This is a genomic window from Nitrincola tapanii, assembly GCF_008368715.1.
Lineage (GTDB): Bacteria > Pseudomonadota > Gammaproteobacteria > Pseudomonadales > Balneatricaceae > Nitrincola > Nitrincola tapanii.
Map to the genome: position 1 here is coordinate 248,528 of NZ_SMRS01000001.1, position 25,611 is coordinate 274,138.

Consider the following 25,611-nt stretch of genomic DNA (forward strand, 5'->3'; position numbering starts at 1 on the left):
CCCTCCTTGTCTGCCATGAGAATAATTACAGATGCAGATTCAGATTCTAGGCTCCGCTGCCGGTGGAGGCTTTCCGCAGTGGAACTGTAATTGCGACAACTGTGCGGGATTCCGCGCAGGCCGTATTCAAGCTAAAGCTCGCACACAATCCTCGATTGCTGTCAGCAGTAACGGGATCGATTGGGTTCTGTTTAACGCGTCGCCCGATATTCGTGCTCAGATCGAAGCTTTTCCTGCCTTACAACCGGCGCGTGCAAAACGTGATACCGGAATCGCAGCCATCGTATTAATGGATAGTCAGATTGACCATACCACAGGCTTATTGATGCTGCGTGAAGGCTGCCCGCATCAGGTGTGGTGTACACGCCAAGTGCATGAGGATCTGACTAGCGGATTTCCTGTGTTTAATATGCTCAGTCACTGGCATGGTGGTCTGGTGCATCATGAGATTCCGACACAGGCTGCGCTGAATCCTTTCCATATTCCGGCAGCCCCTGAGTTGGAGTTTTTTGCTCTCGCCTTGCAGTCCAGCGCACCCCCTTACTCTCCGCACCGTAATGATCCGCATCCTGGGGATAACATCGGGGTGTTGATTCGAGATACACGCACCGGCAAAAGTCTGTTTTATGCGCCGGGTTTAGGTCGTCCGGATCGCCGTTTGGTGGAGGTGATGAAACAAGCCGATTGCTTGTTAGTCGATGGGACGCTTTGGCAGGAAGATGAACTTCTGGTGGCCGGCGTGGGTGATAAGCTCGGTGTCCATATGGGACATCTACCACAATCCGGTGAAGACGGCATGATCGCGCTTCTCGAAGGGATGACGAAACCCCGCAAAATCCTTATCCATATCAACAACACCAACCCCATTCTGCGCGAAGACTCTGCTGAGCGCGCTCAGCTGACTGCGCAGGGGATTGAAGTCGCCTATGACGGCATGAGCCTAGAACTATAATCCGTTTGAATGGGAGTTTTGTGTATGAAACCCACCAATGTAAAAAGCTTGCCCATGTCTTTAGACGAGTTTGAAGCCGCGCTGCGTAGCAAAGGGCAGTATTATCATATTCATCATCCCTATCATCAGGCGATGTACTCTGGTCGTTCCACACCTGAGCAGATCCGTGGTTGGGTCGCCAATCGTTTTTATTATCAGATCAATATTCCGCTGAAAGATGCTGCGATCATGGCCAATTGCCCGGATCGTGAGGTTCGCCGCCACTGGGTACAACGTATCATCGACCATGATGGCGATGATCAGGCCGAAGGCGGGATTGAAGCCTGGTTGCGTCTCGGTGAAGCAGTCGGTTTAACGCGAGAAGAGATTCTTTCTGAAGAACATGTGTTGCCCGGTGTGCGTTTTGCAGTGGATGCGTATGTGAACTTTGCGCGTCGTGCGTCTTGGCAAGAGGCCGCGAGTTCCTCCTTAACGGAGCTGTTTGCGCCTCATATCCACCAGTCGCGTTTGGATGCTTGGCCACAACACTATCCTTGGATCGAGCCTCAGGGTTATGAGTATTTCCGTAAGCGTTTGACAGAAGCGCGACGTGATGTTGAGCATGGTCTGCGCATTACGCTGGCGCATTACCAAACCCGTGAAGCGCAAGAGCGTATGCTGGAGATTTTGCAGTTTAAGCTGGATGTGCTCTGGAGCATGTTGGATGCCATGAGCATGGCGTATGAACTGGATCGTGCGCCTTACCATACCGTGACTCAGGAGAGGGTTTATCACCGAGGGTTGTTCAAATGAGTGCCGTTGCGATCCAGCTTGAACAGGTTCCACGTCTGAATCCGATGTTTCGGTTACAGTGGGAAAAGGCACAGGATTGTTGGGTGCTGCTGTACCCAGAAGGGATGGTGAAACTGAATGCCAGTGCCGGGGCGATCCTGACTCGCGTCAAGGGTGAAGCAAGCATTGCCCAGCTGATCGAGCAGTTGCAAGCGGAATACCCTGAGGCTGAGGATTTGGCTGAGGATGTGCTTGGCTTTTTTCAGCATGCTCAAGCGTTAAACTGGATTCTTTATGATTAAGCCTGAAATTGCGAGCCGCCAACCCCTGTGGTTGCTGGCGGAGCTGACTTACAAATGCCCACTGCAATGTCCCTATTGCAGCAATCCTTTGGATTTTGCCGGCGCCGGTGCTGAGTTGACGACGCAAGAGTGGATCGATGTTTTCACTCAGGCGCGTGAAATGGGTGCGGCACAATTGGGTTTTTCCGGGGGTGAGCCTCTGGTGCGTCAAGATTTGACTGAGTTGATCGCAGCGGCTCGGGATTTGGGTTATTACACGAACCTGATTACCTCGGGTCTGGGGCTCAACGCCGAACGCATGGCTGATTTTCGTCAGGCCGGCTTAGATCATATCCAGATCAGCTTCCAAGCCTCGGACGAGGAGGTCAACAATATGTTGGCTGGCTCGGCCAAAGCCTTTGAGCAGAAGCTGAAGATGGCGCGTGAAGTGAAAGCTCAGGGCTACCCCATGGTGCTCAATTTTGTCACGCATCGGCATAACATCGATCGTATTGATCGTATTATCGAGCTGTGTATTGAGCTGGAAGCCGATTATGTAGAGCTGGCGACCTGCCAGTATTATGGTTGGGCATTTGAAAACCGTGCCGCGCTCCTCCCTACACGTGCTCAACTGGAAAAAGCTGAAGCTATTACCCAAGAGTATCGTCAGCGCCTGCAGGCCGCAGGTAATCCGCTAAAACTGATTTTTGTGACGCCCGATTATTACGAAGAGCGGCCAAAAAAATGTATGAATGGCTGGGGCGAAATTTTCTTGACGGTGACTCCGGATGGAACAGCTTTGCCGTGCCATAGTGCGCGGATGCTGCCGATCGAGTTTCCCAATGTAAAAACTATGTCGTTAGAAGAGATTTGGCAGACCTCTCCCGGGTTTAACTACTTCCGTGGGGATGCCTGGATGCCAGAACCTTGCCGCTCCTGTGATGAAAAAGAGCAGGATTTAGGAGGCTGTCGCTGTCAGGCGTTTATGCTCACTGGGGATATGCACGCGACCGATCCGGTCTGCAGTAAATCACCGGAACATCATCGGATCCTCGCGGCACGCCAGGAGGCGGAGTTAGCAGAGGAAAGAGAGATGACCTACCGCAATGAACGTAACTCACGCATCTTCTGTCGCGGTTGAGCGCTCCTTTGCCCAAGCGGAACAGGCGGTGGCCGGTTTGGCTGAGTACTCGATGCTGCGTAGCCAGGGCGAAGAGTTGGCCTGGGTGGCCTATGCGCCAGAGACAGGACGTAACCGCATCTGGCGTGCGACCCCGCACGGCCCAGAAGCGCTGACCCCGCACGCACAGTCGGTGCGCAGCCGAGTGTATGAGTATGGTGGCGGTGCCTGGGCTTGGGTGGGTGAAGATCTGGCGTGGGTGGATGCTGAAGATCAACAGATCTGGCTGACACGCTGGAAAAATCGCACGACACCCGAACATCGGCGCTTAACCTCGACTCTGGCGCTACGTTTTGCTGATCTTGTGTATGATGCCCAGCGCAATTGTTTGTGGGCGGTGGCTGAAAACAGAGGGGCGCAGCAAGCGCAGGCTGAGTCATCTCAACAGGAACCGCGCCATCAGTTGGTCAGCATCTGTTTGCAGACGGGATTAGTCCGTGTTGCGCAGCAGGGGGCTGACTTCTATGTCGGTTTAAGTCTGGCCACTGATGGCTCGGGGTTGGCCTGGATTGAGTGGTCCCATCCACATCAACCCTGGTTAGAAACGCGCATCGCATATTGGGAGCTGGCGTCCAGCCCCGCGGCTGAAGTCGAGTATCTCACGCCCGAATATCCGTCCGCCGCCTGGTTGCAGCCACGCTTTTTACGCGATGGCCGGTTACTCGCTTTGGGTGATCCACATAACTGGTGGAACCTCTATCAACTTCAGCCTGGACAAACTCCGCAGGCCATCCATCCTCATCTAACCCAAGAGTTGACCACTCCCCCTTGGGTCATGGGTTTAGTCAGTTATTTAGAACTACCGGACGGGGATCTATTGGTCGTGGCACAGGATCAGGGGGTGTCCCAGCTGCGGCGTTGGTGTTTCCAGGATGCGACCTGGCAAGTCTATGATTTACCCTGTTCCTTGATACAAAGTTTAGTTTGGCATCAGGGCCGAGTCTGCTTTATTGCCCAGTCAGCCGAGGCTTTTGCCGGTATTCTAACGCTGGATCTTGAGACAGGTGCTGTGCATTTTCTGGTTGGAGGGGAGCGTCCCGCAGCGCCTGTGAGTCTGCCAAAAGGCTTGCAAGTACCGCGCAACACCTCGTTGCCACAGACGCATCATCCAGGCCTAGAGACGATACCCGCGTTTTTTTATCCCCCTCAACCTGGTATCTGGCCACCCGGTCAACGCCCCCCCTTGCTTGTCCTCAGTCATGGTGGTCCTACCTCCACCACCTACCCGGTATTGAATCCACGCATCCAATTTTGGACGCATCAAGGTTTTGCTGTCGTGGATGTGAATTATCTTGGCAGCTGTGGTTACGGGCGTGACTATCGTTTGGCTTTAGCGGGGCGCTGGGGAGAGGCTGAGGTCGCAGATATCGAAACTGTCGCGGATTGGTTATCTGAGCAGGGTTGGGTAGATCCTCAGCGTTTGTGTTTAAGAGGGCAGAGTGCCGGTGGTTATACCACACTGATGGCGATGGCGCGCAGCCAGCGTTGGTGTGCCGGTGCAAGCCTTTATGGTGTGACGGATCTACTCCAACTGGCGCAGACCACGCACAAGTTTGAATCTCGCTATTTGGATTGGTTAATTGCCCCCCTCTCGTCCAAACAGAACGAGTCGGCGATGAGTCTTTATCATGCCCGCTCTCCTCTGAACTGGGTGGAGAACTGGCAAACCCCTGTGATCTTTTTTCAAGGCTGTGAAGATGCCGTCGTCCCCGCGGCGCAAACTCGTGCCCTAGTGCAAGCGCTGCAGGAAAAGGGTGTCAAGGTGGCTGCACACTATTTTGCCGGAGAGGGCCACGGCTTTCGTCAGGCTGAGCATCAAGTGGCCGTTTTGGAACAAGAACTAGCCTTTTATCGGAGTTGTTTTGCCGACAGCAAGTAGGTAAAACAACTTATAAGAGACTTCTGTATGGATGAGAATCCAACATAAACCAGGCATAAACCCAGCCAATCGCGGATTAATGCAATTTCAAGCGCGGTCGAATGACGCGATTGATGCGATCGACTAGCGTGATCAGTCCGGTTTTTAGATAGCCGTAGAGTGCGAGCTGATGCATACGATAGAGGGAAACGTAAACCAAACGTGCGATTCGGCCTTCGATCATCATGCTGCCTTGGGTCAGATTACCCATCAGACTGCCCACTGTACTGTAACGGCTTAAAGACACCAGCGAACCATGATCCTTATAGAGATAAGGCGGTAGGGGCTGCTCTTTGAGAATTTTCGGTAGATGTTTAAACAGATAGCTGGCCATCTGATGTGCGGCTTGGGCGCGTGGGGGGACGCGCGTACCGTCGGGTTGTTCACAGCTGGCGCAATCACCGAGTGCAAAGATGCGCTCATCTAGGGTGGTACGCAGATCCGCTTGTACAATGAGCTGACCGAGGTGATTGGTTTCCAGTCCATCCAATTCTTTTAAGAAAGAGGGTGCACGGATACCGGCGGCCCAGACCTTCAACTGCGCCTCAATCCTTTCTCCGGTATCCGTGATCAGCGCATCCTCGGTGACGGAGCTGATTCGGGTTTGGGTACGCACACTCACACCGAGCTTACCCAATTCATAGGTGACGGCACTGGAGATACGCTCGGGTAAGCCGGGCAGAATGCGAGAGCCCGCTTCGATCAGAATGACTTCCAAACGGCTACGATCGGCTTTCGTGACACCGTAAGCGCGCAACTCGCGTGCACAGTTAAAGAGTTCAGCCGAGAGTTCAACACCGGTTGCGCCTCCGCCGACCAGTGCGATGCGTAAGCAGCTGTCGGGTGTGCTACTAGTTTTTAACCAGGCGTCGAGTAGGCTATGGTGAAACACTTCAGCTTGATGGCGATTGTCTAGGAAAGTGCAGTGTTCGCGCACGCCGGGAATGCCAAAATCATTGCTGACGCTGCCAACGGCCATCACCAGATAGTCATAAAAAAGAGTACGTCCAGGTAGGATGACTTCTCCATCATGGCCGCAAACGGGCGCTAAACCGATACAACGCTGCTCTCTATCCAGGCTTTCCATGCGGCCGATCTGGAATTGGAAACCGGCACTACGCGCTTGTGCACGGTAGCTGAGTTCATCGAGTCCGGCATCCAAAGAACCTGTCGCGACTTCATGCAACAAGGGCTTCCAGATATGCGTGGGTTCACAGTCCACCAAAGTGATCTGTAAGCCTTTACGCTTGTAGCGTTTGGCCAGGCGTGTAGCCAGCTCCAGACCGCCCGCGCCGCCGCCGATAATAACCAGATGTTGATAGAGAGAAGGTGTCTTGTTCATACTTAAAGTATCTGCTTGTTAGGTCAAAACTGCACTAGCGCGAGCGTCTATTTTTTATCCGACCAAAGTACCGGACGACTCAAGGCGGCGGATCCTAGCCCTAAAGAGCCTGGATCGTCATAATAGCCAGTCCATAATAAAAATAGATGATCACCGACATTCGGTGGCTGGGCTAGTCGTAATGAGTAATGCAGTATCCAGTTTGCGTAAGTTCGTCTCACCGGAAATTATTTTTGGCAGTGGTGCGCGAAAAATGGCGGCCAACTACGCCAATACTTTTGGTGCGAAGCGTGTCCTGTTGGTTTCAGATCCTGGTGTCGTTGCGGCCGGTTGGGTGCAAGAGATCGAAGAGATTTTGCAAAGCGCGCAAATGCCCTATGAAACCTTTACCTCAGTTTCCCCGAATCCTCGTGTAGAAGAAGTGATGCGTGGGGCCGAGCTGTATCGCGAAAAAGGTTGTAATGTGATTATCGCGATTGGCGGTGGCAGTCCGATGGATTGCGCTAAAGGTATCGGCATCGTCGCCACGCATGGACGCAGTATTCTTGAATTTGAAGGCATCGATAAAATTCAGGTGCCAATTCCGCCGTTAATCTTTATCCCGACGACAGCAGGCACCTCGGCTGATGTATCACAGTTTGCCATCATCTCCGATCAAGAGAACCGGGTGAAGTTTTCCATCGTAAGTAAGTCGGTCGTACCTGATGTGGCGTTGATCGACCCCGATACGACCCGGACGATGGATGCTTTCTTAACCGCCTGTACGGGCGTAGATGCACTGGTGCATGCGATTGAGGCTTTTGTCTCCACCGGCAGTGGTGCCTTGACCGATATGCATGCCTTGGATGCGATTCGTCTGATTAATAATCATCTGGTGTTGTTGGTTGAGCAGCCGGAAGACAGCCATCTGCGTGAGCAGGTTATGCTCGGTTCGATGAAAGCCGGTTTGGCCTTTTCCAATGCGATCCTAGGTGCGGTTCATGCCATGTCGCATAGCCTGGGAGGCTATTTGGATCTGCCGCACGGTTTGTGTAATGCCATGCTGTTAGAGCATGTGATTGATTTTAACTACACCAGTGCTGAAGACCGTTTTCGAGTGGTGGCCGATACCTTGGGGATCGATACCCGTGGCTTGAGCAGTCCACAAATTAAAAAACGCTTAATGAATCACGTGATCTGCTTTAAGCGTCAGGTCGGACTCTATCAAAAGCTGGGTGAGCAGGGCGTGCATTTGACCGATATCCCTTACCTCAGTGATAACGCTATTAAAGACCCCTGTATTTTGACGAACCCACGTAAATCTAACCATCGAGATCTTGCTAGCCTCTATGAAGAAGCCCTCTGATACGGAACAGGATTCACGTTTTGCCGATCTCATCGGCCTGGGTGACCAGTCGACACGCAAAACCTATTATCGTGAACTGCTACAGCTGAACGAAGAACTGGAGCAGAGGGTCGAGCAGCGTACACAGGAGTTAACCGAGCTGAATCAGCGCTTGTCACAAGAGGTGGCGATTCGCCGTGCAGCCGAGGTGGCGATGGCCGAGGCCAAGGAGCAGGCGGAAGAGGCGAATCGTAGCAAGGATCGTTATTTGGCGGCGGCCAGTCATGATCTGTTGCAGCCGTTAAATGCGGCGCGGCTATTGGTTGCCGCCTTGCGTGAACGCACCCTGCCGGAAACAGAAAAACAGTTAGTTGAGGGTTTGCATCTCTCTTTAGAGGGTGCCGAGCAGCTGCTCGCGGATTTGCTGGATATCTCTAAACTGGATCAGCAGGCATTAAAGGCCGATCCTGAACTCTTTCCTTTAGCGCGCCTGGTCAGCAGCATGCGTGCTGAATTTAGTTCTGTCGCACAAGACCGGGCTTTGCAATTTCGCATCACGCCCTTTAGCGCGGATTGGCATCTGTATACCGATCTGCGCTTACTCAGCCGCATTTTGCGTAATTTGTTGACCAATGCCTTTCGTTATACCGACCAGGGCGGTGTGCTTTTGGGGTTTCGTCGGCGTCAGGATCAGTTGGAAATCCAGGTCTGGGATACCGGCTGTGGAATTCCCGTTGAGCAGCAACAAGCAGTATTTCGCGAGTTTCACCAGTTGCAAGGACGCCGCCAGAATCGTGGTGGAGTGGGCTTGGGTCTGGCCATCGTTGAGCGTATGGCGCGGATGCTCGAACATCCTGTGCAGCTGAAATCACGTGCAGGGCGAGGGTCCTGTTTCAGTATTCGAGTCCCCCTGAGGGTGATGGCGCCTGCCCCGTTGCAGCCTTTACAAGCCCTCAATTACTTGAGTGATTCCGATCATCTGGCTGGTAAAAGGCTGCTGGTGATTGATAATGAGCCGAGTATTCAAAGCAGTATGCGTGCTTTGCTGTCGGGCTGGGGGTGTCAGGTTTGGGTCGCCAGTGATTTGCCCAGCGCACGCCAAGTGTTGCTGGAGGGTTCTATCGATCTGCTATTAATCGATTATCACCTAGACGAAGGTGAAGATGGGCTGACGCTGCTGCATCACCTGCGTCAAGATGGGATGCAGCAGCCGGCTTTAATGGTGACGGCAGATCGTTCTCTGCATACGCGCCAAGCATTTCGGGATGCGCAGATCCCAGTTTTGAATAAGCCAGTGAAGCCGGGGAAATTGCGTGCGTTAATCAGCCATCTTCTGGTTTAGTTCCTTTTTTAAGTCCTTTCTTTTAAGCCCCTTCTTTTAAGCTTGAGGCTTTCCCTTACATTCAGCGTTTTTTACCTCAAACTGCGCCTTTTTATTGAATAATATTTATTATTAAAATCATTGTGTTAGGGTTGTCCCTGATATTTTCCGACCTAAGTTCAGGTCTTAGAACTTAGTATTTAGAGGCTATAGCACCAAGGTGTTTGCCTCGAAAGCGTCAGCAAAATCCTGCTCGGGGATGATGGGGGTGGGGGCGTCAGCTCGGGATAATCCGTCAGGTCTTAGATCCATTTAACCTGATACGAACGACTCTTGAACTAGAGCCCTGGGGAAAACGATGAACAATAAAAAAATCCTTAAAAAAGCCTTGCCTGCTATGATCGCGGTTGGCCTGATGTCACAGGCGAATGCCGGTATCACTCTGTATGATCAGGGCGGTACTTCATTCAGCGCAGACGGTTTTCTGAACGCTTTTTACACCTATCAGGATCAGGGTGATACCCAAACATCGCGTGTGCGTATGGGCTTCCTGCCAAACTACATAGGTTTTAATGCGGCTAAAGAGATGGATGGTATCACCGTAGGTGCACGTTCCTCTTTTTGGGTGACTATCAATGACGTTAACACGGATGACAACAATAAAACCGACACAGGTATCGATGTACGTCAGTTCTACGCAACGGTAGATGGTGACTTCGGTCAGGTGCTTTTCGGTAAGGATTTTGGTCTTTATGCGCGCAGCAATATCTTTAATGATGAATTGCTGATGGGGGTAGGTTTAGCGCCACAGGGAACAAGCGGAACAACTTTTGGTAACATCACGGCGGGTTATCCTTACGCGAACCCGAATGCGCAGATCACTTACCGTACACCGAATGTCAATGGTTTCCAGTTGGCAGCGGGTATTTTGGATCCCAATAATAATGGAGCGCAGAACAGCAAGCAGCCACGTTTTGAAACTGAGTTGACCTACTCCACGGACTTTGATGGCGGTATGTTCTCTGCTTGGTTGGGAGGCGCATCGGGCAAAACCAATGACGTGAATGCGCGTGGTGTGGCGTACGGTGCTAAGGTCGGTCTTGGTGGTTTTGCGCTGACAGCTTCTGGATTTGATCAGAAGGGAATCAGTACTGCGTTTGCGAGCGACACTCTGCTGTCTGCCAGCAAATCCAGTGGTTACTTGGTTCAGGCATCTTACAAGTACAATGCTGTCAAAGGTGTTCTTTCTTATGGTGAAACGGATAACAAGAATGGCACCAAAAACAACCTTCAGGGCGGTGCGGTTTTCTATGATATCAATAGTAATCTGAAGATGGTCGCTGAGTACTCAACCAACAAGTTGAAAGGTTCTGCGACACCTGATACCGATACCTTCGCAGTCGGTGCTGTCTTCAGCTGGTAATCCTTGACCCTGCTTTAAACCTGAACAGGCCGGTGCCCTTCCCCCTTCAGCACCGGCCTGTTTGCGTTATGCTGTGACCCCTTCCTACTTTGCCTCTAGGGCTTAGTCTGTACAAAAGTACTGCTTTTTTACCCGCAAGTAGAATAACCAGCCCGGATTCGCCTTCCTATAATGCTTATAATGAGATGCTTATAGATACCTTCGGGAGTGGCCAATGAATGCGCCCTTGACACTAGATCCTGTCCGCACCGCCTATTCACGTAGCAGTGATGCACAGGTCGCCGCCCAGGAGTTGGCGCAACAGTTGATCACTCCGGATCTCGGTTTTGTGCTGTTTTTCTGTTCGGCGGAGTATGACTTGTCTGTTTTACAGCAGGCGCTGAATCAAGCCTTCGGAGAGATTCCGCTCGCCGGTTGTACCACTGCCGGTGAGATTACGCCTCAAGGTTATGATCGTGGCAGCCTCTGTGCCATAGGTTTTCATCGCCAGTATTTTTCCGTTGAGATAGGCCTGGTTGAGGAGTTGGCTGGCTTTGGTTTGAAAGAAGCACAAAAACTTGTAGATGAGTTGATTGTGCGTGGACGCAGCCGTCATATTGCCCCGCTCAAGGGACATCTGTTTGCCATGACACTTCTCGATGGCTTGTCCAGTCAGGAGGAGTTGGTGTTGGTAGCACTGGATTCTGCGCTGGGCAGTATTCCTCACTTTGGTGGCTCGGCGGGCGATGATATTCAACTGGCACGCACGCATGTGTTTGCTCAGGGACAGTTCCGTACCGAAGCGGCGGTGATGATTCTGGTGAATACGCCTTTAGATTTTGAAGTCTTTAGTACGCATCATCTGCGCCCACAAGCAGAAAAGCTGGTGGTGACGGCTGCGGATGCGGCAACGCGTACTGTGCATGAACTGAATGCGGAGCCTGCGGGGGAGGTGTATGCACGCCTAGTGGGGGTGCCGCCTGAGGCGCTGAACCCTGAGGTCTTTGCTCTTCATCCGATTGGCGTCAAAGTCGGTCAGGAATACTATGTGCGCTCGATACAGCGCATGAATGAAGACCTGAGCCTGACATTCTACTGTGCGGTCGGCAATGGCATTGTCCTGACACCCCTGCAATCACAACCCATCATGCCCGATTTAGCTCAGCGTTTTCAGGATACAGAACAGCGTATCGGGCCGCCGTTATTAACCATTGGCTGTGACTGTTTTTTGCGGCGCTTAGAGATCGAGCATTTGGATCAAGCGCAGGAAGCATCGCGGTTTTTGATGCAGCATCAGGTGGTGGGTTTTAACACCTACGGCGAACACTATGATGGGGTGCACATTAATCAAACCTTCACCGGTGTGGTCATTGGGCGGAGTCGCTAGAATGAGCGAAATCAGCCAGGCGATGTCGCAACGCTTAGACGCACTGGAAGCGGAAAATCTTAAGCTCAAGCGTATTAATGCCGCTTTGATTGAGCGGGTGGAAACCGGAAGCTCGGTGTCTGCCGCCCCCTACGCTGCTTTTGAACATTCTGCGGCTTTGGCGGAGCAGGTGCGTGAGCGCACCGAAGCGCTTTCCTTAACCATGGCGGAGCTTAAGCGTAGTAATCAGGCCTTAAAAGCGGCGAACACCGAAGCCGCGACTGCGCATCAACGCTTAATCGACGCGATTGAAAGTATCTCAGATGCGTTTGTACTGTTTGACAGCGAACGCCGCATTCTTCTGTTTAACAATAAATTCCGCGATTTTTGGCAGGGCACAGGCGTACAGATCGAGCGCGGTGTGACCATTGCCGATCTCCGCCGTTTAGCCGAGATGCATGGCATTATTGCCCGTGAGCATCTAACGGATGCACCGGAAGAGCCGATCTATCAGTTGGCGGATGGGCGCTGGGTACAGGTTTCGGAAAGAGTGACTGGTGAGGGGGGCTTGGTGGTCCTCTACACCGATATTACGGATCTCAAAGCCAGTGAAGCGGCACGTCGCGAGCAGGCGCTGGAGCAGAAGTCACGTTTGCTGCAGAGCACGGTGGATAACCTGTCGCAAGGTGTGGCCTTGGTCAATGCTGAAGGACGCTTGGAGGTTTGGAATCATCGTTTTCTTTCCCTTACCTCACTTCCTGATATAGATGCCAGCCATTCACATGATTTTGCCCAGCTGATGGCAAAAACAGAGGTGGAGCTGATTAAGCCCAATCTACAAGGCCCGATCATGCCCGAGCGTGAGCAGCGCTTGGCCGATGGGCGCGTGCTGGAGATCAAAACTCATCCCATGCCTTCGGGTGGTTTTGTGAACACCTATACCGATATTACCGAGCATCACCGTTACGCGGAGAACCTGCGTGAGAGTGAGAGCTGGATACGCTTGATTACTGACCATGTCCCCGCCTTGATCTCCTATCTGGGCGCGGATATGTGTTACCGCTTCACCAACCAGGTTTATGATGATTTTTATGGTTGGCCGCGTGGTTCGCTGCTCGGCGAAAGTATTTTGCGTGCGCATGGTGAAGCCTCTTTTCGGCGTTTGCAGCCCTATGTGACACGCGCCCTAGCCGGTGAAAGTGTGACTTTTGAGGTGGAGGAGCAAAACGCGGCGGGTGAAAACCGGTATATGTTGAAATCCTATGTGCCCAACCTGGATGCTCAGGGTAAAGCGGTGGGTTTCTTCGTTTTGATCCGAGATATCACCGAGCGTAAGCGCACTTCTGAAGCCTTGCAGCAGGCCTACCAAAATCTCGAGCAGCGTGTACGTGAGCGTACTTCCGAGCTGACCGAACTAAACCAGCAGTTGCGTCAGGAGATCTCTGAACGTAAGGCAGTTGAAACACGGCTTCTCGATGCGAAGCAGGAAGCCGAGCAGGCGAATCTGTCGAAAACTAAATTTCTGGCCGCGGTCAGTCATGACCTCTTGCAACCCCTGAATGCGGCCCGTTTGTTTACGGGAGCTTTGTTGGATCAGTCCATGCCGGAGCGGATTGCGCATCTGGTCGGAGCGGTGAGTAACTCGCTGGAAGATGTTGAGAACCTACTGGGCACCCTGGTGGATATTTCCAAGCTGGATGCCGGTGTGATCAAACCGGATCCCGCTCCCTTCCGATTGAGTGATCTGCTAGAAAATCTGGCCATTGAATATCGGCAGATTGCCAGCAGTGAGGAGCTGGACTTCTCTTTTGTGGGCTGCCAGGCGGTGGTTTTGAGTGATATCACCCTCTTGGCGCGTATCCTGCGCAACTTCCTAACCAATGCCATACGCTACACCCCGAGAGGGGGCCGTATTCTGCTGGGATGTCGTCGCCGTCACGGCCAGATTGAGATTCAGGTGTGTGATACTGGGCGCGGTATTCCAAGTGATAAGCTGACCGAAATCTTTCTTGAATTCCGACGTATTCACCCGCCGGGCGCGGCACAGGATAAAGGCCTGGGTTTAGGGTTAGCGATCGTGGATAAGATCAGCCGTATGCTGTCGCATCCGATTAAAGTGGCTTCGGAGGAGGGGCGCGGTTCCATTTTCAGTGTGACCTTGCCTTTGGGTGAGTTGCCACCACAAAGCCTGCTGCCACCACTGGCAACTTCGGATTACGATGCACGCTTGCAGGGGGCGCAGATCTGGATGATCGATAACGATCCAGCGATCTGTGCCGGTATGGCCACTCTGTTACAAGGCTGGGGGTGTCAGGTGGTGACGGCTTTGGGGCTGGAGCATCTGAGTGAGCAGATCAATATTGGCAGCGGTGCCTTGGATCTCTTAATTGCAGATTATCACCTGGATAATGATGTGATCGGAACAGATGTGGTCGAGGAAATCTTGCAGCGCCGCAGTGATCGTCCACCGGTTCTAATGATCACCGCGAATTACAGTAACGAATTAAAACAGTCAATTCGTGAGAGTGGTTATTTGCTGATGAACAAACCCGTGAAACCCGGAAAGTTAAAAGCCACGCTGACCCATCTGTTAAAACCCTCGATCAGTGCCTGATACGAGGGTCTTAATCCTGCAGCCGAGAGAGAGCGTTTAGCGGCGTAGATAATTGGAAAAATCGATATCGCTGGCGGCTAAAATAGCCTGTACACGGTTATGCACACCCAGCTTCGACAGAATCGCTGAAACATGGGCCTTGACCGTGGTTTCCGCGATATTGAGGTTGTAGGCAATCTGCTTGTTAGATTCCCCCTTCACCATGCGCTCCAGTACCAGGAGCTGGCGGCGAGTTAAGGACATCAATAGCTCAGAAGGCACCTCGGGTGCACCACTGGCGTTGCGGCGTTTATGGCGCGTATCCTGGGTGCTTTGACGGATAATATCCGGGGGCAAATAGACATTGCCATTGAGGATTTGTTGCAGGGCTTCGGTCATCTGCGCGCGGGGTGACGATTTGGAGATAAAACCCACAGCGCCACAGGTGATGGCTTGCAGCACGATCTGTTTGTCATCTTCTGCCGACACGATCACCACAGGAATGGTTGGGGCCTCGTTACGCAGAGTGATCAGACCATTGAGTCCTTGCATGCCGGGCATATTCAGATCAAGAAGGATGAGGTCGATCTCATCATCTGATTGTGCTTGGCTGAGCGTTGATTCGAGATCTTCGGTTTCGATCAGTTCGGAGCCTTCAAAATGGCTGCGAATCACATGCGTGATCGCTTCACGAAACAAAGGATGATCATCAGCGATTAGTATCTTATACACAGTCTTATCCTGCTTATCGTTATTATCAGGGCAGAAATTCCAAGCATCCGTGTTTGAGGAGTCTGGTCTCCGGTTAGGGAATCACTCCCGTGGCATTTAGGAAGTCTTCAGCAGACCAGGGTTCGGGATCGACCTTCACCCAAGGTAATCCCGCCTCATACCAGCCATCACTGCCTTCACTATACCAGAAAAGCTGGGTATAGCCCCAATTGGCTGCCCGCTTCACCGCATTCCAGGACATCCAGCAATCGGCTGTGCAGTAGATCACGATAGGGTGATCACGCTGTCCTTGACTGAGTCGGTACAAATGCTTGGCAAAATACTCCTGCCAGTGTTCTTCGCTTTCTCCCCAGCCGACATTGGGTAACCAGGTGCTGCCGGGAAGGGTTTGTCGTCCTTCTGGGTAGATAAAAATTCCCTCACGCCAGGTCGTCGGTTGCACATCGATCAAGGTGGTATCGGGGCGCTCGAGTAAGAGTGCCTGTAGAGCGTCTAGCTCAATGCGCTGACCACCTTCGGCCTGCTCTGGCGTTGGGCTGCGATAAAACCCGATGCGATAACCCTCGGCGGAAAAATGCGGCACGCCTGAGAGATCGGTTGGGTTCAGCACCTCGGCTTTTGCCTGCTGGATGGCATCGACCTGGCTAGATCCCAAGGCGAGCACAAGCACTAGGGCAAAAGAGAATCCACTCCTAGATCTGAAGGTTAAGCCTGCTTGAAACTCTGGCAATGTTTTCCCCTTCTAGGAACTTTTCACACTTGAACAGGATTACACACGGCCTAAGGAAGAATCTAAATTCGACCATCGACGAAAAAAACAGGCACCAAAGTACTATTCCGGCAGCCAGGGCGCTTCCCTAAGGTGAAAAGAAACAATGAGGTAACGAATCGGAGGCGGAAAATGCATGGGATCGCCTTAGGTGTCGTTTGGATGCGAGGCCTGTTGCTGAGTGGCTGTTTGAGTCTTTTGGCCAGTCTGACTTGGGCGACTGAGCCGGTTGTACGTGTTGGGGTTTTACAATATGGCACCGCGCACTGGGAGCTCAGCCACTTACAGAATCAAGGTTATGATCGGGCGCAGGGATTCCAGTTGCAGCTGCGCAGTTTGGCGAATAGTGCCGCGGGGCGTTTAGCCTTGATGAGTGGGGATGTGGATTGGATTGTTTCAGATTGGCTTTGGGCGTTACAGCGCTTACAGCTCGGGGATGATCTAGTGTTTATTCCTTTCTCTAGTTCAGTCGGTGAGTTGATGGTGCCTGCGGACTCTAGCCTGCAGGGTCTTGAGGATCTTCGCGGTATACGTTTAGGCGTGGCCGGAGGGCCTGAGGGTAAGGGATGGCAGTTGCTTCAGCAAGCGGCTAGGTTGCAGGGCCTAGATCTACAGCGTGATGCCCAGGTGACTTTTGCCGCTCCCCCGTTGTTAAACCAAGAGTTGCGTCGTGGGCGCGTGGATGCCATTTTGACCTATTGGACCTTTGCCGCCCAGCTGCATGCCGAGGGCGGTTATCGTGCCGCTTTGGCAGAAAGTGATCTGGTGCAGAGTTTGGGTTTGGGTGAAGCGCTGCCGATGCTGGGTTATATCGCGCGGCGTTCAGCGCCTGGTGCACAACTGGCCTTACGTCAGGCCTTTGCTCAGGCGGTGGTACAAACGAAAGCAGATTTGAAAACGGCGACAGCCTGGTCAGAGATACGCCCCTTATTGCGTGCGGCCAGTCCAGAGATCGAAGCGGCACTGATTGCTGGATATCAGAAGGGCGTACCCAACACTCACTTGAGTGGACCCGAGATCGCCGCGATCGAAGGTTTCTGGCAGGCCTTACACGTCTCTGAAGCGACTTCGCCTCACTCAGGCGCTCAGTTGAATCCAGGTGGCGTCTTGAGTCTTGAGCAGATTCAACGTCTCTTCCTTTGGGATGAGGACAAATGAAGCAGCGTGTGTTTGAGCAGTTATTGGTTTTGTTGCTATTAGGCTGTGTTTGGCAGGGGATTGCTCTGTGGCTACAAGATCCTTTGTTGCCTTCGCCTTGGCAGGTCGGGCAGTTGATGCAGATCGAAGCCCAAAGTGGCGCACTGGGATATCATCTTTGGGCAACCTTACAACGCGTGTTCATCAGCTTCACGGCGGCGATGTGTTTGGGTGTCTTGCTTGGGGTATTCATGGGCGCCTTGCGACCGGTGAATCGAGTGCTGGATCCCGTGCTGGTGTTGATGCTGAATCTACCCGCTTTAGTCCTGATCATTCTGCTGTATGTTTGGTTGGGCTTGGTGGAGGCGGCAGCACTCCTCGCGGTGGTGTTAAATAAGATTCCAAATGTAGCCGTGAACATGCGTGAGGGTGCCCGGAGTCTGGATCCAAAACTCGCGGAAATGGCGCAAGTCTATGGCTTCAGCTTTAAACAGAAGGTTTGGGATTTGTGGTTGCCGCAACTTTTCCCGTATCTGATGGCGTCCATGCGCGGAGGATTGGCACTTATCTGGAAAATTGTCCTGGTTGTGGAGTTGCTCGGCCGCTCGAATGGGGTGGGCTTTCAGCTACATGTCGCGTTTCAGATGTTTGATGTGGCGATGATCTTGGCTTACAGCTTTGCTTTTATCGCGGTGGTGCAACTGATTGAGTGGTTAGGTTTACAGCCACTGGAGCAGCGCGCGCGACGTTGGCAGGAGGTTAAACGCCATGCTTGAGTTACATCTGCACGCTAAGGTACTGGTACGCCCGATTTTGGGGGAAATCCGCCTGAGTTTGGACGCCGGTGAACGCGTTTGTTTGCTGGGGCCTTCTGGGATCGGAAAAACCACTTTGATGAATATTCTGGCGGGGTTGGATACCGAGTTCAGCGGTCAGATCCGTTTTAGTGGCGGCCAGCCTAAAATCGGCTATATGTTTCAGGAGCCACGTCTTTTGCCTTGGCGCACCCTGCGGCAAAATCTGGCTTTGGTGTGTCATCAGCCCGCGCTGATCGATGAACTGCTCCATGCGGTCGATCTGCATACGGCTCAAGATCTTTACCCAAACCAGTTGTCCTTGGGGATGGCAAGACGCGCCGCTTTGGCGCGTTGTTTGGTCATACAGCCGGATTTGATTTTGTTGGATGAACCCCTGGTTTCGCTGGATCCTAAGAGTGCCGAGCAGATGCGTCAGTTAATTCTGCGCCTGCATCAAACCTATCCCCAAACGCGGATGCTGATGGTCACGCATGATCCGGTGGATGCTGAAGTCTTGGCGGATCGTGTCTTGATTCTCGGAGGCCAGCCGGCCCAGATTCGCGCGGAGCTAGATCCACAAGCCCCCGATTTTCAGCAGCAGCTGCACGCATACACAGCCTGAGCTTTAGGGTAAGATCTTGCAACAAGTTTGAATTCAATCGATGGCGCTCTAAGGAGACTCTATGAGTTATCTCACCCTGAAACTCTTGCACCTGCTGGCGATGACCAGTTGGATGGCGGGCATTTTTTATCTGCCACGTATTTTTGTGCATTATGTGGAGGGCAAAGCAGCGGGGCAAGAGGTCGCACGCTTGCAGATTATGGGGCGTAAGCTCTATGGGTTTATGACGATTATGGCCGTATTTACCCTAATCTTTGGAGTCTGGCTCTGGTTAGGCTTTGGGTTTGGCGGTGGTTGGATTCACGCTAAATTGCTTTGTGTCGGGCTGTTGATCGCTTATCACCTGACTTGCCGCCACTATCTACAAAAAATGCAGCAGGATCTCTTAACTCAGAGTGGCCGTTTTTTCCGTCTGTTTAATGAGATCCCTCTGCTGATCTTTATTGCGATTCTTTATCTTGTAGTGTTTAAGCCCTTCTGACGCAGACGTTGGATGCGTGCTTCCAAGCGCTCGACATCATCTCTGACTTGCTCCACCTCATCTAAAAAAGCATCGACTTCTGGATGAGGTGGCAGTAGGCGGACCTCCTCTTGTAAATACTCTAACAGAGAGGCGGTGAGGCTGGAGGCCATGCGTTGCCCCTGAGCCGCACTTTGGCGTAAACCCTGGGCCAAGGGGTGCGCTAAGGTATCCCCCAGAATATTGGCTAACCACTCTTCCCAATCGATCTGAAAACCACTGATCAGTTGTTTCAGCTGATTGGCCAGCCCAAGATCGCCCTCCAGTGAAATGCCTTTGCCAAACATCTGTGATTGCATATCAGGGCTTTGTGCCATTTGCAGAAAAGCGCTGGCGCTGCCACGCAGGGTGAGATCAGGACGCGCCTCGCAGTGTTGCAGCAGATCCAGCCCTTGCGCATGCGGCAGTAGGCAGAGATGAAAAGACGGTTCGGTCATCTCCAGGCGAATCACCTGTCCAGAGAGTGCCTTGAGTCGCTCTAGGCTCACAGGATCGAGCTGGAGAATCGCGTTGAGGCTTAGTTCAGCGCTACTGATCCAAGCAGCCTGGAGCATGGCTTTGGGCATGATGGACTCCTCTGGCGTATCGCCTTAATCAGGGTTTAATGCCGGTATGCAGGGCGACGATGCCGCCGGTGAGGTTGTCATAATGACAGTTCACGAGGCCGGCATTTTCCATCATTCCCTTTAAGGTTTCTTGGTCGGGATGCATACGGATGGATTCTGCGAGATAGCGATAGCTCTCGGCATCGCCAGCGATCAATTTGCCCATCTGCGGCAGAATATTAAACGAATAAAAATCGTAGAGTTTTGTCAGCGCGGGATGATCGGTTTTGGAGAATTCCAGCACCATTAACTTACCGCCGGGTTTTAAGACGCGACGCATTGAGGCCAGTGCGGCATCTTTATCGGTGACATTACGTAGACCGAAGGCGATGGTAATAATGTCGAAGGTGTTATCCGCAAAAGGCAGCGCTTCCGCATTCGCTTGAATATACTCGATGTTGCCGGCATGCCCAGTATTGATCAGCTTATCGCGCCCTACTTTAAGCATGGAGTCGTTGATATCCGCCAGCACAACCTTGCCTTGTGGGCCGACTAAACGCGAGAATTTGCGGGTGAGATCACCGGTACCCCCGGCAATGTCGAGGACCTGATAACCCGGGCGTACGCCGCTACGTTCGAGGGTGATGCGCTTCCATAAACGATGAATACCACCGGACATGAGGTCATTCATCAGGTCATATTTGCCTGCAACCGAATGAAATACATCGGCGACACGTTTAGCTTTCTCTTCAACAGGTACCTGACGAAAGCCAAAGTGGGTGGTGTTGTCCTGCTTCTCATCATTCATGGAATTTACGCCTTAGTTGAAAACTTGCATTGTACCAGACCCTGCGTCTTTGTCCCCCCTGAGCAGGGTGCATCAGCCGCGTGCAATCAGACCGCCATCGCGTGAGGCACCTGCTGCTTCGAGTGCCTCTAAATAGGTTTGCCAGTAACTTTCCTGATTGTGGGCCAGGTCGTAGAGATAATCCCAGGTATAGAGGCCGGAGTCATGGCCGTCGTCAAAAATGATCTTTAAAGCATAGTTGCCGCTTGGCTGCAGGCCTGTGATCCCGACTAGTTTTTTGCCGGTCTGTAGCACCCCCTGGCCAATTCCGTGGCCACGGACTTCGGCAGAAGGGGAGTGCACACGCAGGAATTCAGCGGTGAGTTCATGGCTGCCATCGGCATAAACCAATTCCAGAGTGCGCGACTTTTTATGCAAGCGTACATCACTGGGACGTGGGATGATGCTCATGGTGAATCTCCTAGCAGAGATCAAACCGGCCCTTCAGGGCCGGTCGTCGATCAAAGAATATAATGGCTGAGATCTTCGTTGTGACTGAGGGCGTCAAGTTGAGTATTCACATACTCGGCATCGATACGCACCTTTTCACCACTGCGATCAGCGGCGGCATAGGACAGTTCTTCGAGCAGACGCTCCATCATAGTATGCAAACGACGCGCACCGATATTTTCGGTTTTCTCATTGACCTCATAAGCCAGTTCGGCAATACGGCGAATGCCTTCTTCGGTGAATTCGATCTCTACGCCTTCTGTCGCCAGCAAGGCACGGTACTGCTCGGTCAGCGAGGCGGTAGGTTCGGTGAGAATGCGGCGGAAATCTTCAGGGGTCAGGGCTTGCAGCTCAACTCGGATAGGTAAGCGCCCTTGTAACTCTGGGATCAGATCCGAAGGACGTGCCAGGTGGAAGGCTCCAGAGGCGATAAAAAGGATATGATCCGTTTTCACCATGCCGTATTTGGTGGTCACGGTGCAGCCCTCAATTAAAGGCAGAAGATCACGTTGCACGCCTTCACGCGAGACATCGGCACCGCCAGATTCACCGCGTTTACAGACCTTGTCGATCTCATCAATAAACACGATGCCATTTTGCTCAACACGCTCAACCGCTTGTTGTTTGATGTCATCTTCTTTGACCAAATTGGCGGCTTCTTCATCAATCAGCAATTTCAGTGCTTCTTTGACGCTGAGGCGGCGTGTTTGTTTACGTGCCTGACCAAAGCTTGAGAACATGCTCTGCAGTTGATTGGTCATCTCTTCCATGCCCGGCGGAGCCATGATCTCAACTCCGACTTTGGGCTGTGCCAGTTCGATTTCGATCTCTTTGTCATCCAGTTGGCCTTCGCGCAGCTTTTTGCGGAAGATTTGGCGCGTGGCGCTGTCTGTGCGGCTAGGCTCTTCACTCAAGCCACTACGTGCTTGTGGTAATAAAGCATCGAGAATACGTTCTTCTGCGGCATCTTCCGCTTTGATACGCATTTTTTCCATCGCTTGTTCGCGCACCATCTTAACTGACATCTCGACCAGATCGCGGATGATGGTTTCCACGTCACGACCGACATAACCGACTTCGGTGAACTTTGTGGCTTCCACCTTAATAAAAGGCGCATTGGCTAACTTGGCCAGTCGGCGTGCGATTTCGGTTTTGCCGACCCCTGTCGGCCCAATCATCAGAATATTCTTGGGGGTCACTTCGGGGCGCAATGCCGCATCAAGTTGCATACGTCGCCAACGATTACGCAGTGCAATCGCGACTGAGCGTTTGGCTTGCTCCTGGCCAACGATGTGTCGATTCAGTTCGTGGACAATTTCACGAGGAGTCATGTCAGACATCAGGCGTTACCTCCAGAGCGGGCTTCGAGTTGTTCGATGGTCAGGTTGTCGTTGGTGAACACACAGATGCCTGCTGCAATATGCAGGCTTTTTTCGACGATTTCGCGGGCGCTGAGTTCTGTGTTTTCCACCAGTGCACGCGCCGCAGCCAAGGCGTAGTTACCCCCAGAACCTATGGCAATCACCCCATCTTCTGGCTCGATCACGTCACCGTTACCGGAAATGAGATAGGTTTTTTCTTTGTTCGCCACCAGCATTAAGGCTTCTAAACGACGCAGCACACGGTCACTACGCCATTCCCGCGCCAGAAAGATCACGGCATTCACGATATTACCCTGGTGTTTATCCAGTTGCTGTTCAAACAGATCACGCAGGGTAATGGCATCCGCTGTACTGCCTGCAAAGCCGGTGATGACTTGATGTTTGGCCAGGAGGTTGACCTTTTTAGCGGTGCCTTTCATTACGGTGTTGCCAAGGGAGACTTGGCCATCGCCCCCGACGACCACCTGGTCACCGCGACGAACAGAAACAATCGTTGTCATGATCTCTCATCCTGTAGCGCTAAATTGTTATGGATATGGCGGCGCGCTGGCAGATTTCAAGGTCACTGAGATCAGTTTTGTGGAATCACAAATGGCGTAATGCCCAAAGCATTGAGCTGGCTGCGGGCTTGGCTGAGTTCGCGATCATTCTGGAAAGGGCCGGTGCGAACACGGTACCAAATGCCGCTGTCTGTATTGATGCGTGCCAAGTGGGCATTTGGTAAGCCGGTGAGCAGGAGTTGAACGCGGAGGCGTTCGGCATCTTCTTCGCTGCGAAAAGAACCCGCTTGCAGCAAATAACGTGAACTGCTGGCGGCTGTAGCAGAAGGTGCGGGCGTGGGGGGGCTGAGGTTAGGATTCGCTGGACTCACCGCAGTGTTGGCCTGGGTAGTGGCCTGAGTACTGGGAGGCTGCGAGGTGTTTTGAGTCGCTGGAGGCAGAGCCGCGACACTGGGGGCTTTTGGCGTCGAGTGATATACATTTTGCGGTGCTTGAATCTCATTGCGCGGCAAAATGTTGTAGAAGTCAAAGCGGCTCTCGGGGACATCCGGTGTCTCCGGCTCGACCGGTGCAGGTGGGGGAGCAACGGCAAGGCTCGGTTGAGCGGCCGGCATGGATTTTTCGACCACAGCAGGTAAGCGTGTATCCGTGGTGGCGGGTTGTGTAGGGCTTGGAGCGGGTGCCGGAGCTGGGCGTTGCGCAGGTGCGGGGGCGACTTGGCGTGGCTCAGTTTGGCGTGGCTCTACGCGTTTGGGTGCTTCCACCATAGGTTTTTCTGGACGATCTGTTTGTAGCAGGCTCCAGAGCAAGGTCAGCAGGCCGCCCAGAGCGGCCAGGGTCAGGATGATGCGTGGCCAGGGTTTGGCGCTTTTGCGCTTTTTGCTGGCAGGGGCGGGCCGACTTGGTTGTGGACGGCTCGCGGAACTCCCTTGTCTGCGTTTTTGCGCAAAATCCTGACGCGCCATAGATTACATCTGCTCCGGGGCACTTACGCCCAATAAGTTTAAACCATTAGCCAAGACCTGGCGGACGGCCAAGCTGAGCGTGAGGCGTGCATTACGCAGCTCGGTATCTTCGATCAGCATTTTATGGCCGTTGTACCAAGTATGGAAATCACTGGCGAGATCTTTCAGATAGTTCGCCAGGACATGCGGTTCATAGTTCAGAGCGGCATTTTGTAGACACTCAGGATATTTACCCAGAGTCACGGCCAGATCCTTCTCATGCTCGCTGTCTAGACGTGCGAGCGCCGCACGGCCCTGAGCCAGATCCAGCACTAATCCTGCTTCGTCCAGCTTGCGCAAGACCGAGCAGACGCGGGCGTGGGCATACTGGATGTAATACACCGGATTGTCTTTGGATTGTGATTTGGCCAGCTCAAGATCAAAGTCCATATGCTGTTCTGCTTTGCGGGTGACATAGAAGAAACGGCAAGCATCACTGCCCACCTCTTCGCGCAGCTCGCGCAGGGTGACAAAGGAGCCCGAACGCGTTGACATCTGTACACGCTCTTCACCACGATAAAGAATGGCAAACTGGACTAAGCGTACCGTCAGTTTATCGGGATCATAGCCTAGAGCGGCAATCGCGGCCTTCACTCGCGTGATATAACCGTGGTGATCCGCGCCCCAGATATTAACCACCTGGTCAAATCCTCGATCGAACTTGTTCATGTGGTAAGCGATATCAGAGGCGAAATAGGTGGTCTGGCCATTTGCACGGCGCACGACACGGTCTTTATCATCCCCGAAGGCGGTAGAACGGAACCAAAGATTACCCTCTTCTTCGTAGAGGTGCCCCTTTTCTTGCAAGATGTTCAAGGCAAGATCGACATCACCACTGTGTGTCAGAGAGCGTTCAGAGAACCAGGTTTGATACTCGATGCCAAACTCACCGAGATCTTCACGAATGTCACCCAGGATGGCGTCCAGTCCGGCATTAAAGACCTGTTGATAACCGGCTTCACCCAGGAGGGTCTGAGCACGCTCGATGAGGGCATCGATATACAGCTCTTTATCCCCTCCTTGAGGCTCATCGGCTGGCAGGTCTGAGAACACCGCTTCTTGGCTATGCGCTAAGGACGCACCGGCATCTTGTGCCAGGCGATGGGCAATATCGCGAATATAGTGGCCTTGATAACCATTGGCAGGGAAGTCTAGATCCAAACCTTGCTCTTCGAGGTAACGCAACCAGACGCTGACCGCCAGGATATTCATCTGACGACCAGCATCATTCACATAGTACTCGCGCTCGACTTCTAAGCCTGCGGCCTCCAATAAGTCGGCCACGGTGGCACCGTAGGCTGCACCACGACCATGTCCTACATGTAAGGGGCCTGTGGGGTTGGCCGAAACAAACTCGACCTGCACGCGTGGCCCAGAATTCGGTGCGCTGCGGCCAAAGTCTGCGCCCTGATCAAGAACCTGCTCAATCACGGCATAAACCGAAGCGGAGTTGAGGAAGAAGTTAATAAATCCAGGACCGGCAATTTCGGTCTTTACCACCTGTGCGGAGGTGGGGAGGGCGGCACAGATCTGTTCAGCCAGTAGGCGTGGATTACAGCGTGCCGCTTTCGCCAAGGTCAGGGCGATGTTGCTGGCAAGATCGCCATGCGTTTTATCACGCGTATTCTCAACCTGAATGTTGCTGGGCAGCTCAGCTGGCAAGTTGCCCGCTGCAATCAGGGTGTTCAAGGCTGTTTGAATCAGATCGGCTATATGCTCTTTCATCAGTATACCCTTAGGGTCGTAAGTGCTCCGGGGATGAGGCCGGGAAAATCCATCCCGCATTATAATTCGCGCAGGGGCTACAATGCCAATTTGAAACGCGTTTGGGTTGAGGTCGAGCTTGAGATGTTTTG

The 25,611-nt window shown here is 52.8% G+C and carries 24 protein-coding genes; 14 read left to right on the top strand and 10 right to left on the bottom strand.

Translation table 11 applies throughout. The features are described from left to right. Positions 1 to 31: 31 nt before the first annotated feature. From pqqB to E1H14_RS01315, 5 genes are read left to right on the top strand one after another with little or no spacing between them, the layout of a single operon-like run. Positions 32 to 952: a pyrroloquinoline quinone biosynthesis protein PqqB gene (pqqB, locus tag E1H14_RS01295; RefSeq protein ID WP_149389637.1), complete on the top strand. Its 921-nt coding sequence runs from the start codon at positions 32 to 34 to the stop codon at positions 950 to 952. Between the two features lie 24 nt (positions 953 to 976). Further along, positions 977 to 1,744 (top strand): pyrroloquinoline-quinone synthase PqqC, encoded by a 768-nt coding sequence (gene pqqC / locus E1H14_RS01300; RefSeq protein ID WP_149389638.1) that lies wholly within the window; start codon positions 977 to 979, stop codon positions 1,742 to 1,744. Next, positions 1,741 to 2,025, top strand: coding sequence for a pyrroloquinoline quinone biosynthesis peptide chaperone PqqD (gene pqqD, locus E1H14_RS01305; protein ID WP_149389639.1), 285 nt, complete (start codon positions 1,741 to 1,743; stop codon positions 2,023 to 2,025). The genes pqqC and pqqD overlap by 4 nt, the downstream gene beginning before the upstream one ends. Further along, positions 2,018 to 3,145 (top strand): pyrroloquinoline quinone biosynthesis protein PqqE, encoded by a 1,128-nt coding sequence (gene pqqE, locus E1H14_RS01310; protein WP_149389640.1) that lies wholly within the window; start codon positions 2,018 to 2,020, stop codon positions 3,143 to 3,145. The genes pqqD and pqqE overlap by 8 nt, the downstream gene beginning before the upstream one ends. Next, a complete protein-coding gene (locus E1H14_RS01315) occupies positions 3,111 to 5,063 on the top strand; it encodes an alpha/beta hydrolase family protein (protein ID WP_149389641.1) in 1,953 nt (650 codons plus the stop codon). Before pqqE ends, E1H14_RS01315 begins: the two co-directional genes overlap by 35 nt. Before the next feature lie 76 nt (positions 5,064 to 5,139). On the opposite strand, the gene E1H14_RS01320 is transcribed toward E1H14_RS01315, so the two are convergent. Further along, the gene (locus tag E1H14_RS01320) at positions 5,140 to 6,444 is read right to left on the bottom strand and encodes an NAD(P)/FAD-dependent oxidoreductase (protein ID WP_149389642.1); all 1,305 of its coding nucleotides are present in this window, start codon (positions 6,442 to 6,444) and stop codon (positions 5,140 to 5,142) included. Positions 6,445 to 6,625: 181 nt separating this feature from the next. Here E1H14_RS01320 and ercA point away from each other — a divergent pair, with 181 nt between their 5' ends. The 5 genes from ercA to E1H14_RS01345 all read left to right on the top strand — a co-directional run bounded on the left by ercA (position 6,626) and on the right by E1H14_RS01345 (position 14,471). Further along, positions 6,626 to 7,789, top strand: coding sequence for an alcohol dehydrogenase-like regulatory protein ErcA (ercA, locus tag E1H14_RS01325; RefSeq protein ID WP_149389643.1), 1,164 nt, complete (start codon positions 6,626 to 6,628; stop codon positions 7,787 to 7,789). After that, complete coding sequence (locus tag E1H14_RS01330) at positions 7,773 to 9,110, top strand: ATP-binding response regulator (protein ID WP_149389644.1); 1,338 nt, start codon at positions 7,773 to 7,775, stop codon at positions 9,108 to 9,110. Before ercA ends, E1H14_RS01330 begins: the two co-directional genes overlap by 17 nt. A 337-nt stretch (positions 9,111 to 9,447) precedes the next feature. Continuing rightward, on the top strand, positions 9,448 to 10,512 hold the full coding sequence (locus E1H14_RS01335) for a porin (RefSeq protein ID WP_149389645.1): 1,065 nt from the start codon (positions 9,448 to 9,450) through the stop codon (positions 10,510 to 10,512). Between the two features lie 214 nt (positions 10,513 to 10,726). Beyond that, the gene (gene nosP / locus E1H14_RS01340; RefSeq protein WP_149389646.1) at positions 10,727 to 11,878 is read left to right on the top strand and encodes a nitric oxide-sensing protein NosP; all 1,152 of its coding nucleotides are present in this window, start codon (positions 10,727 to 10,729) and stop codon (positions 11,876 to 11,878) included. Between the two features lies 1 nt (position 11,879). Further along, on the top strand, positions 11,880 to 14,471 hold the full coding sequence (locus tag E1H14_RS01345; protein WP_235017355.1) for a hybrid sensor histidine kinase/response regulator: 2,592 nt from the start codon (positions 11,880 to 11,882) through the stop codon (positions 14,469 to 14,471). A 36-nt stretch (positions 14,472 to 14,507) separates the two neighbouring features. Here the strand turns inward: E1H14_RS01345 and E1H14_RS01350 are convergent, their stop codons facing one another. Together E1H14_RS01350 and E1H14_RS01355 are read right to left on the bottom strand one after the other, a co-directional pair. Then, positions 14,508 to 15,182 (bottom strand): response regulator, encoded by a 675-nt coding sequence (locus E1H14_RS01350; RefSeq protein WP_149389647.1) that lies wholly within the window; start codon positions 15,180 to 15,182, stop codon positions 14,508 to 14,510. A gap of 73 nt (positions 15,183 to 15,255) precedes the next feature. Beyond that, entirely contained in the window at positions 15,256 to 15,912 is a 657-nt protein-coding gene (locus E1H14_RS01355; RefSeq protein ID WP_149389648.1) for a rhodanese-like domain-containing protein, read from the bottom strand. Between the two features lie 171 nt (positions 15,913 to 16,083). On the opposite strand from E1H14_RS01355, the gene E1H14_RS01360 reads away from it, so the two are divergent. The 4 genes from E1H14_RS01360 (at position 16,084) to E1H14_RS01375 (ending at position 18,988) form a co-directional block, all read left to right on the top strand. Next, positions 16,084 to 17,109, top strand: a complete 1,026-nt coding sequence (locus E1H14_RS01360) for an ABC transporter substrate-binding protein (protein ID WP_149389649.1) — start codon at positions 16,084 to 16,086, stop codon at positions 17,107 to 17,109. Continuing rightward, positions 17,106 to 17,864 (top strand): ABC transporter permease, encoded by a 759-nt coding sequence (locus E1H14_RS01365; RefSeq protein ID WP_149389650.1) that lies wholly within the window; start codon positions 17,106 to 17,108, stop codon positions 17,862 to 17,864. Before E1H14_RS01360 ends, E1H14_RS01365 begins: the two co-directional genes overlap by 4 nt. Beyond that, entirely contained in the window at positions 17,857 to 18,507 is a 651-nt protein-coding gene (locus E1H14_RS01370; protein ID WP_149389651.1) for an ABC transporter ATP-binding protein, read from the top strand. Before E1H14_RS01365 ends, E1H14_RS01370 begins: the two co-directional genes overlap by 8 nt. 61 nt (positions 18,508 to 18,568) lie before the next feature. Next, positions 18,569 to 18,988: a CopD family protein gene (locus E1H14_RS01375; protein ID WP_149389652.1), complete on the top strand. Its 420-nt coding sequence runs from the start codon at positions 18,569 to 18,571 to the stop codon at positions 18,986 to 18,988. Here E1H14_RS01375 and E1H14_RS01380 read toward each other — a convergent pair. The 7 genes from E1H14_RS01380 to argS form a co-directional block, all read right to left on the bottom strand. Further along, entirely contained in the window at positions 18,961 to 19,593 is a 633-nt protein-coding gene (locus E1H14_RS01380) for a ubiquinone biosynthesis accessory factor UbiJ (protein ID WP_149389653.1), read from the bottom strand. The two genes, E1H14_RS01375 and E1H14_RS01380, sit on opposite strands and share 28 nt — an antisense overlap. A gap of 28 nt (positions 19,594 to 19,621) precedes the next feature. Continuing rightward, positions 19,622 to 20,380: a bifunctional demethylmenaquinone methyltransferase/2-methoxy-6-polyprenyl-1,4-benzoquinol methylase UbiE gene (gene ubiE / locus E1H14_RS01385; protein ID WP_149389654.1), complete on the bottom strand. Its 759-nt coding sequence runs from the start codon at positions 20,378 to 20,380 to the stop codon at positions 19,622 to 19,624. A 72-nt stretch (positions 20,381 to 20,452) separates the two neighbouring features. Beyond that, positions 20,453 to 20,830 carry a gamma-butyrobetaine hydroxylase-like domain-containing protein gene (locus tag E1H14_RS01390; protein WP_149389655.1) on the bottom strand — a complete coding sequence of 126 codons (378 nt, stop codon included), beginning with the start codon at positions 20,828 to 20,830 and terminating at the stop codon, positions 20,453 to 20,455. A gap of 50 nt (positions 20,831 to 20,880) precedes the next feature. After that, complete coding sequence (hslU, locus tag E1H14_RS01395) at positions 20,881 to 22,209, bottom strand: ATP-dependent protease ATPase subunit HslU (RefSeq protein WP_149389656.1); 1,329 nt, start codon at positions 22,207 to 22,209, stop codon at positions 20,881 to 20,883. Continuing rightward, positions 22,209 to 22,751, bottom strand: coding sequence for an ATP-dependent protease subunit HslV (gene hslV, locus E1H14_RS01400; RefSeq protein WP_149389657.1), 543 nt, complete (start codon positions 22,749 to 22,751; stop codon positions 22,209 to 22,211). The genes hslU and hslV overlap by 1 nt, the downstream gene beginning before the upstream one ends. A gap of 71 nt (positions 22,752 to 22,822) precedes the next feature. Then, positions 22,823 to 23,716: an SPOR domain-containing protein gene (locus E1H14_RS01405; RefSeq protein WP_149389658.1), complete on the bottom strand. Its 894-nt coding sequence runs from the start codon at positions 23,714 to 23,716 to the stop codon at positions 22,823 to 22,825. 3 nt (positions 23,717 to 23,719) lie between these two features. Then, positions 23,720 to 25,480 carry an arginine--tRNA ligase gene (gene argS, locus E1H14_RS01410; protein ID WP_149389659.1) on the bottom strand — a complete coding sequence of 587 codons (1,761 nt, stop codon included), beginning with the start codon at positions 25,478 to 25,480 and terminating at the stop codon, positions 23,720 to 23,722. Positions 25,481 to 25,611: the final 131 nt, after the last annotated feature.

What these genes read in the sequence shown, in the direction of transcription:
- pqqB (WP_149389637.1), top strand. Translation starts at nt 32, where the DNA reads ATGCAGATTCAGATTCTAGGCTCCGCTGCCGGTGGAGGCTTTCCGCAG.
- pqqC (WP_149389638.1), top strand. Translation starts at nt 977, where the DNA reads ATGAAACCCACCAATGTAAAAAGCTTGCCCATGTCTTTAGACGAGTTT.
- pqqD (WP_149389639.1), top strand. Translation starts at nt 1,741, where the DNA reads ATGAGTGCCGTTGCGATCCAGCTTGAACAGGTTCCACGTCTGAATCCG.
- pqqE (WP_149389640.1), top strand. Translation starts at nt 2,018, where the DNA reads ATGATTAAGCCTGAAATTGCGAGCCGCCAACCCCTGTGGTTGCTGGCG.
- E1H14_RS01315 (WP_149389641.1), top strand. Translation starts at nt 3,111, where the DNA reads ATGAACGTAACTCACGCATCTTCTGTCGCGGTTGAGCGCTCCTTTGCC.
- E1H14_RS01320 (WP_149389642.1), bottom strand. Translation starts at nt 6,444, where the DNA reads ATGAACAAGACACCTTCTCTCTATCAACATCTGGTTATTATCGGCGGC.
- ercA (WP_149389643.1), top strand. Translation starts at nt 6,626, where the DNA reads ATGAGTAATGCAGTATCCAGTTTGCGTAAGTTCGTCTCACCGGAAATT.
- E1H14_RS01330 (WP_149389644.1), top strand. Translation starts at nt 7,773, where the DNA reads ATGAAGAAGCCCTCTGATACGGAACAGGATTCACGTTTTGCCGATCTC.
- E1H14_RS01335 (WP_149389645.1), top strand. Translation starts at nt 9,448, where the DNA reads ATGAACAATAAAAAAATCCTTAAAAAAGCCTTGCCTGCTATGATCGCG.
- nosP (WP_149389646.1), top strand. Translation starts at nt 10,727, where the DNA reads ATGAATGCGCCCTTGACACTAGATCCTGTCCGCACCGCCTATTCACGT.
- E1H14_RS01345 (WP_235017355.1), top strand. Translation starts at nt 11,880, where the DNA reads ATGAGCGAAATCAGCCAGGCGATGTCGCAACGCTTAGACGCACTGGAA.
- E1H14_RS01360 (WP_149389649.1), top strand. Translation starts at nt 16,084, where the DNA reads ATGCATGGGATCGCCTTAGGTGTCGTTTGGATGCGAGGCCTGTTGCTG.
- E1H14_RS01365 (WP_149389650.1), top strand. Translation starts at nt 17,106, where the DNA reads ATGAAGCAGCGTGTGTTTGAGCAGTTATTGGTTTTGTTGCTATTAGGC.
- E1H14_RS01370 (WP_149389651.1), top strand. Translation starts at nt 17,857, where the DNA reads ATGCTTGAGTTACATCTGCACGCTAAGGTACTGGTACGCCCGATTTTG.
- E1H14_RS01375 (WP_149389652.1), top strand. Translation starts at nt 18,569, where the DNA reads ATGAGTTATCTCACCCTGAAACTCTTGCACCTGCTGGCGATGACCAGT.
- E1H14_RS01380 (WP_149389653.1), bottom strand. Translation starts at nt 19,593, where the DNA reads ATGCCCAAAGCCATGCTCCAGGCTGCTTGGATCAGTAGCGCTGAACTA.
- ubiE (WP_149389654.1), bottom strand. Translation starts at nt 20,380, where the DNA reads ATGAATGATGAGAAGCAGGACAACACCACCCACTTTGGCTTTCGTCAG.
- E1H14_RS01390 (WP_149389655.1), bottom strand. Translation starts at nt 20,830, where the DNA reads ATGAGCATCATCCCACGTCCCAGTGATGTACGCTTGCATAAAAAGTCG.
- hslU (WP_149389656.1), bottom strand. Translation starts at nt 22,209, where the DNA reads ATGTCTGACATGACTCCTCGTGAAATTGTCCACGAACTGAATCGACAC.
- hslV (WP_149389657.1), bottom strand. Translation starts at nt 22,751, where the DNA reads ATGACAACGATTGTTTCTGTTCGTCGCGGTGACCAGGTGGTCGTCGGG.
- E1H14_RS01405 (WP_149389658.1), bottom strand. Translation starts at nt 23,716, where the DNA reads ATGGCGCGTCAGGATTTTGCGCAAAAACGCAGACAAGGGAGTTCCGCG.
- argS (WP_149389659.1), bottom strand. Translation starts at nt 25,480, where the DNA reads ATGAAAGAGCATATAGCCGATCTGATTCAAACAGCCTTGAACACCCTG.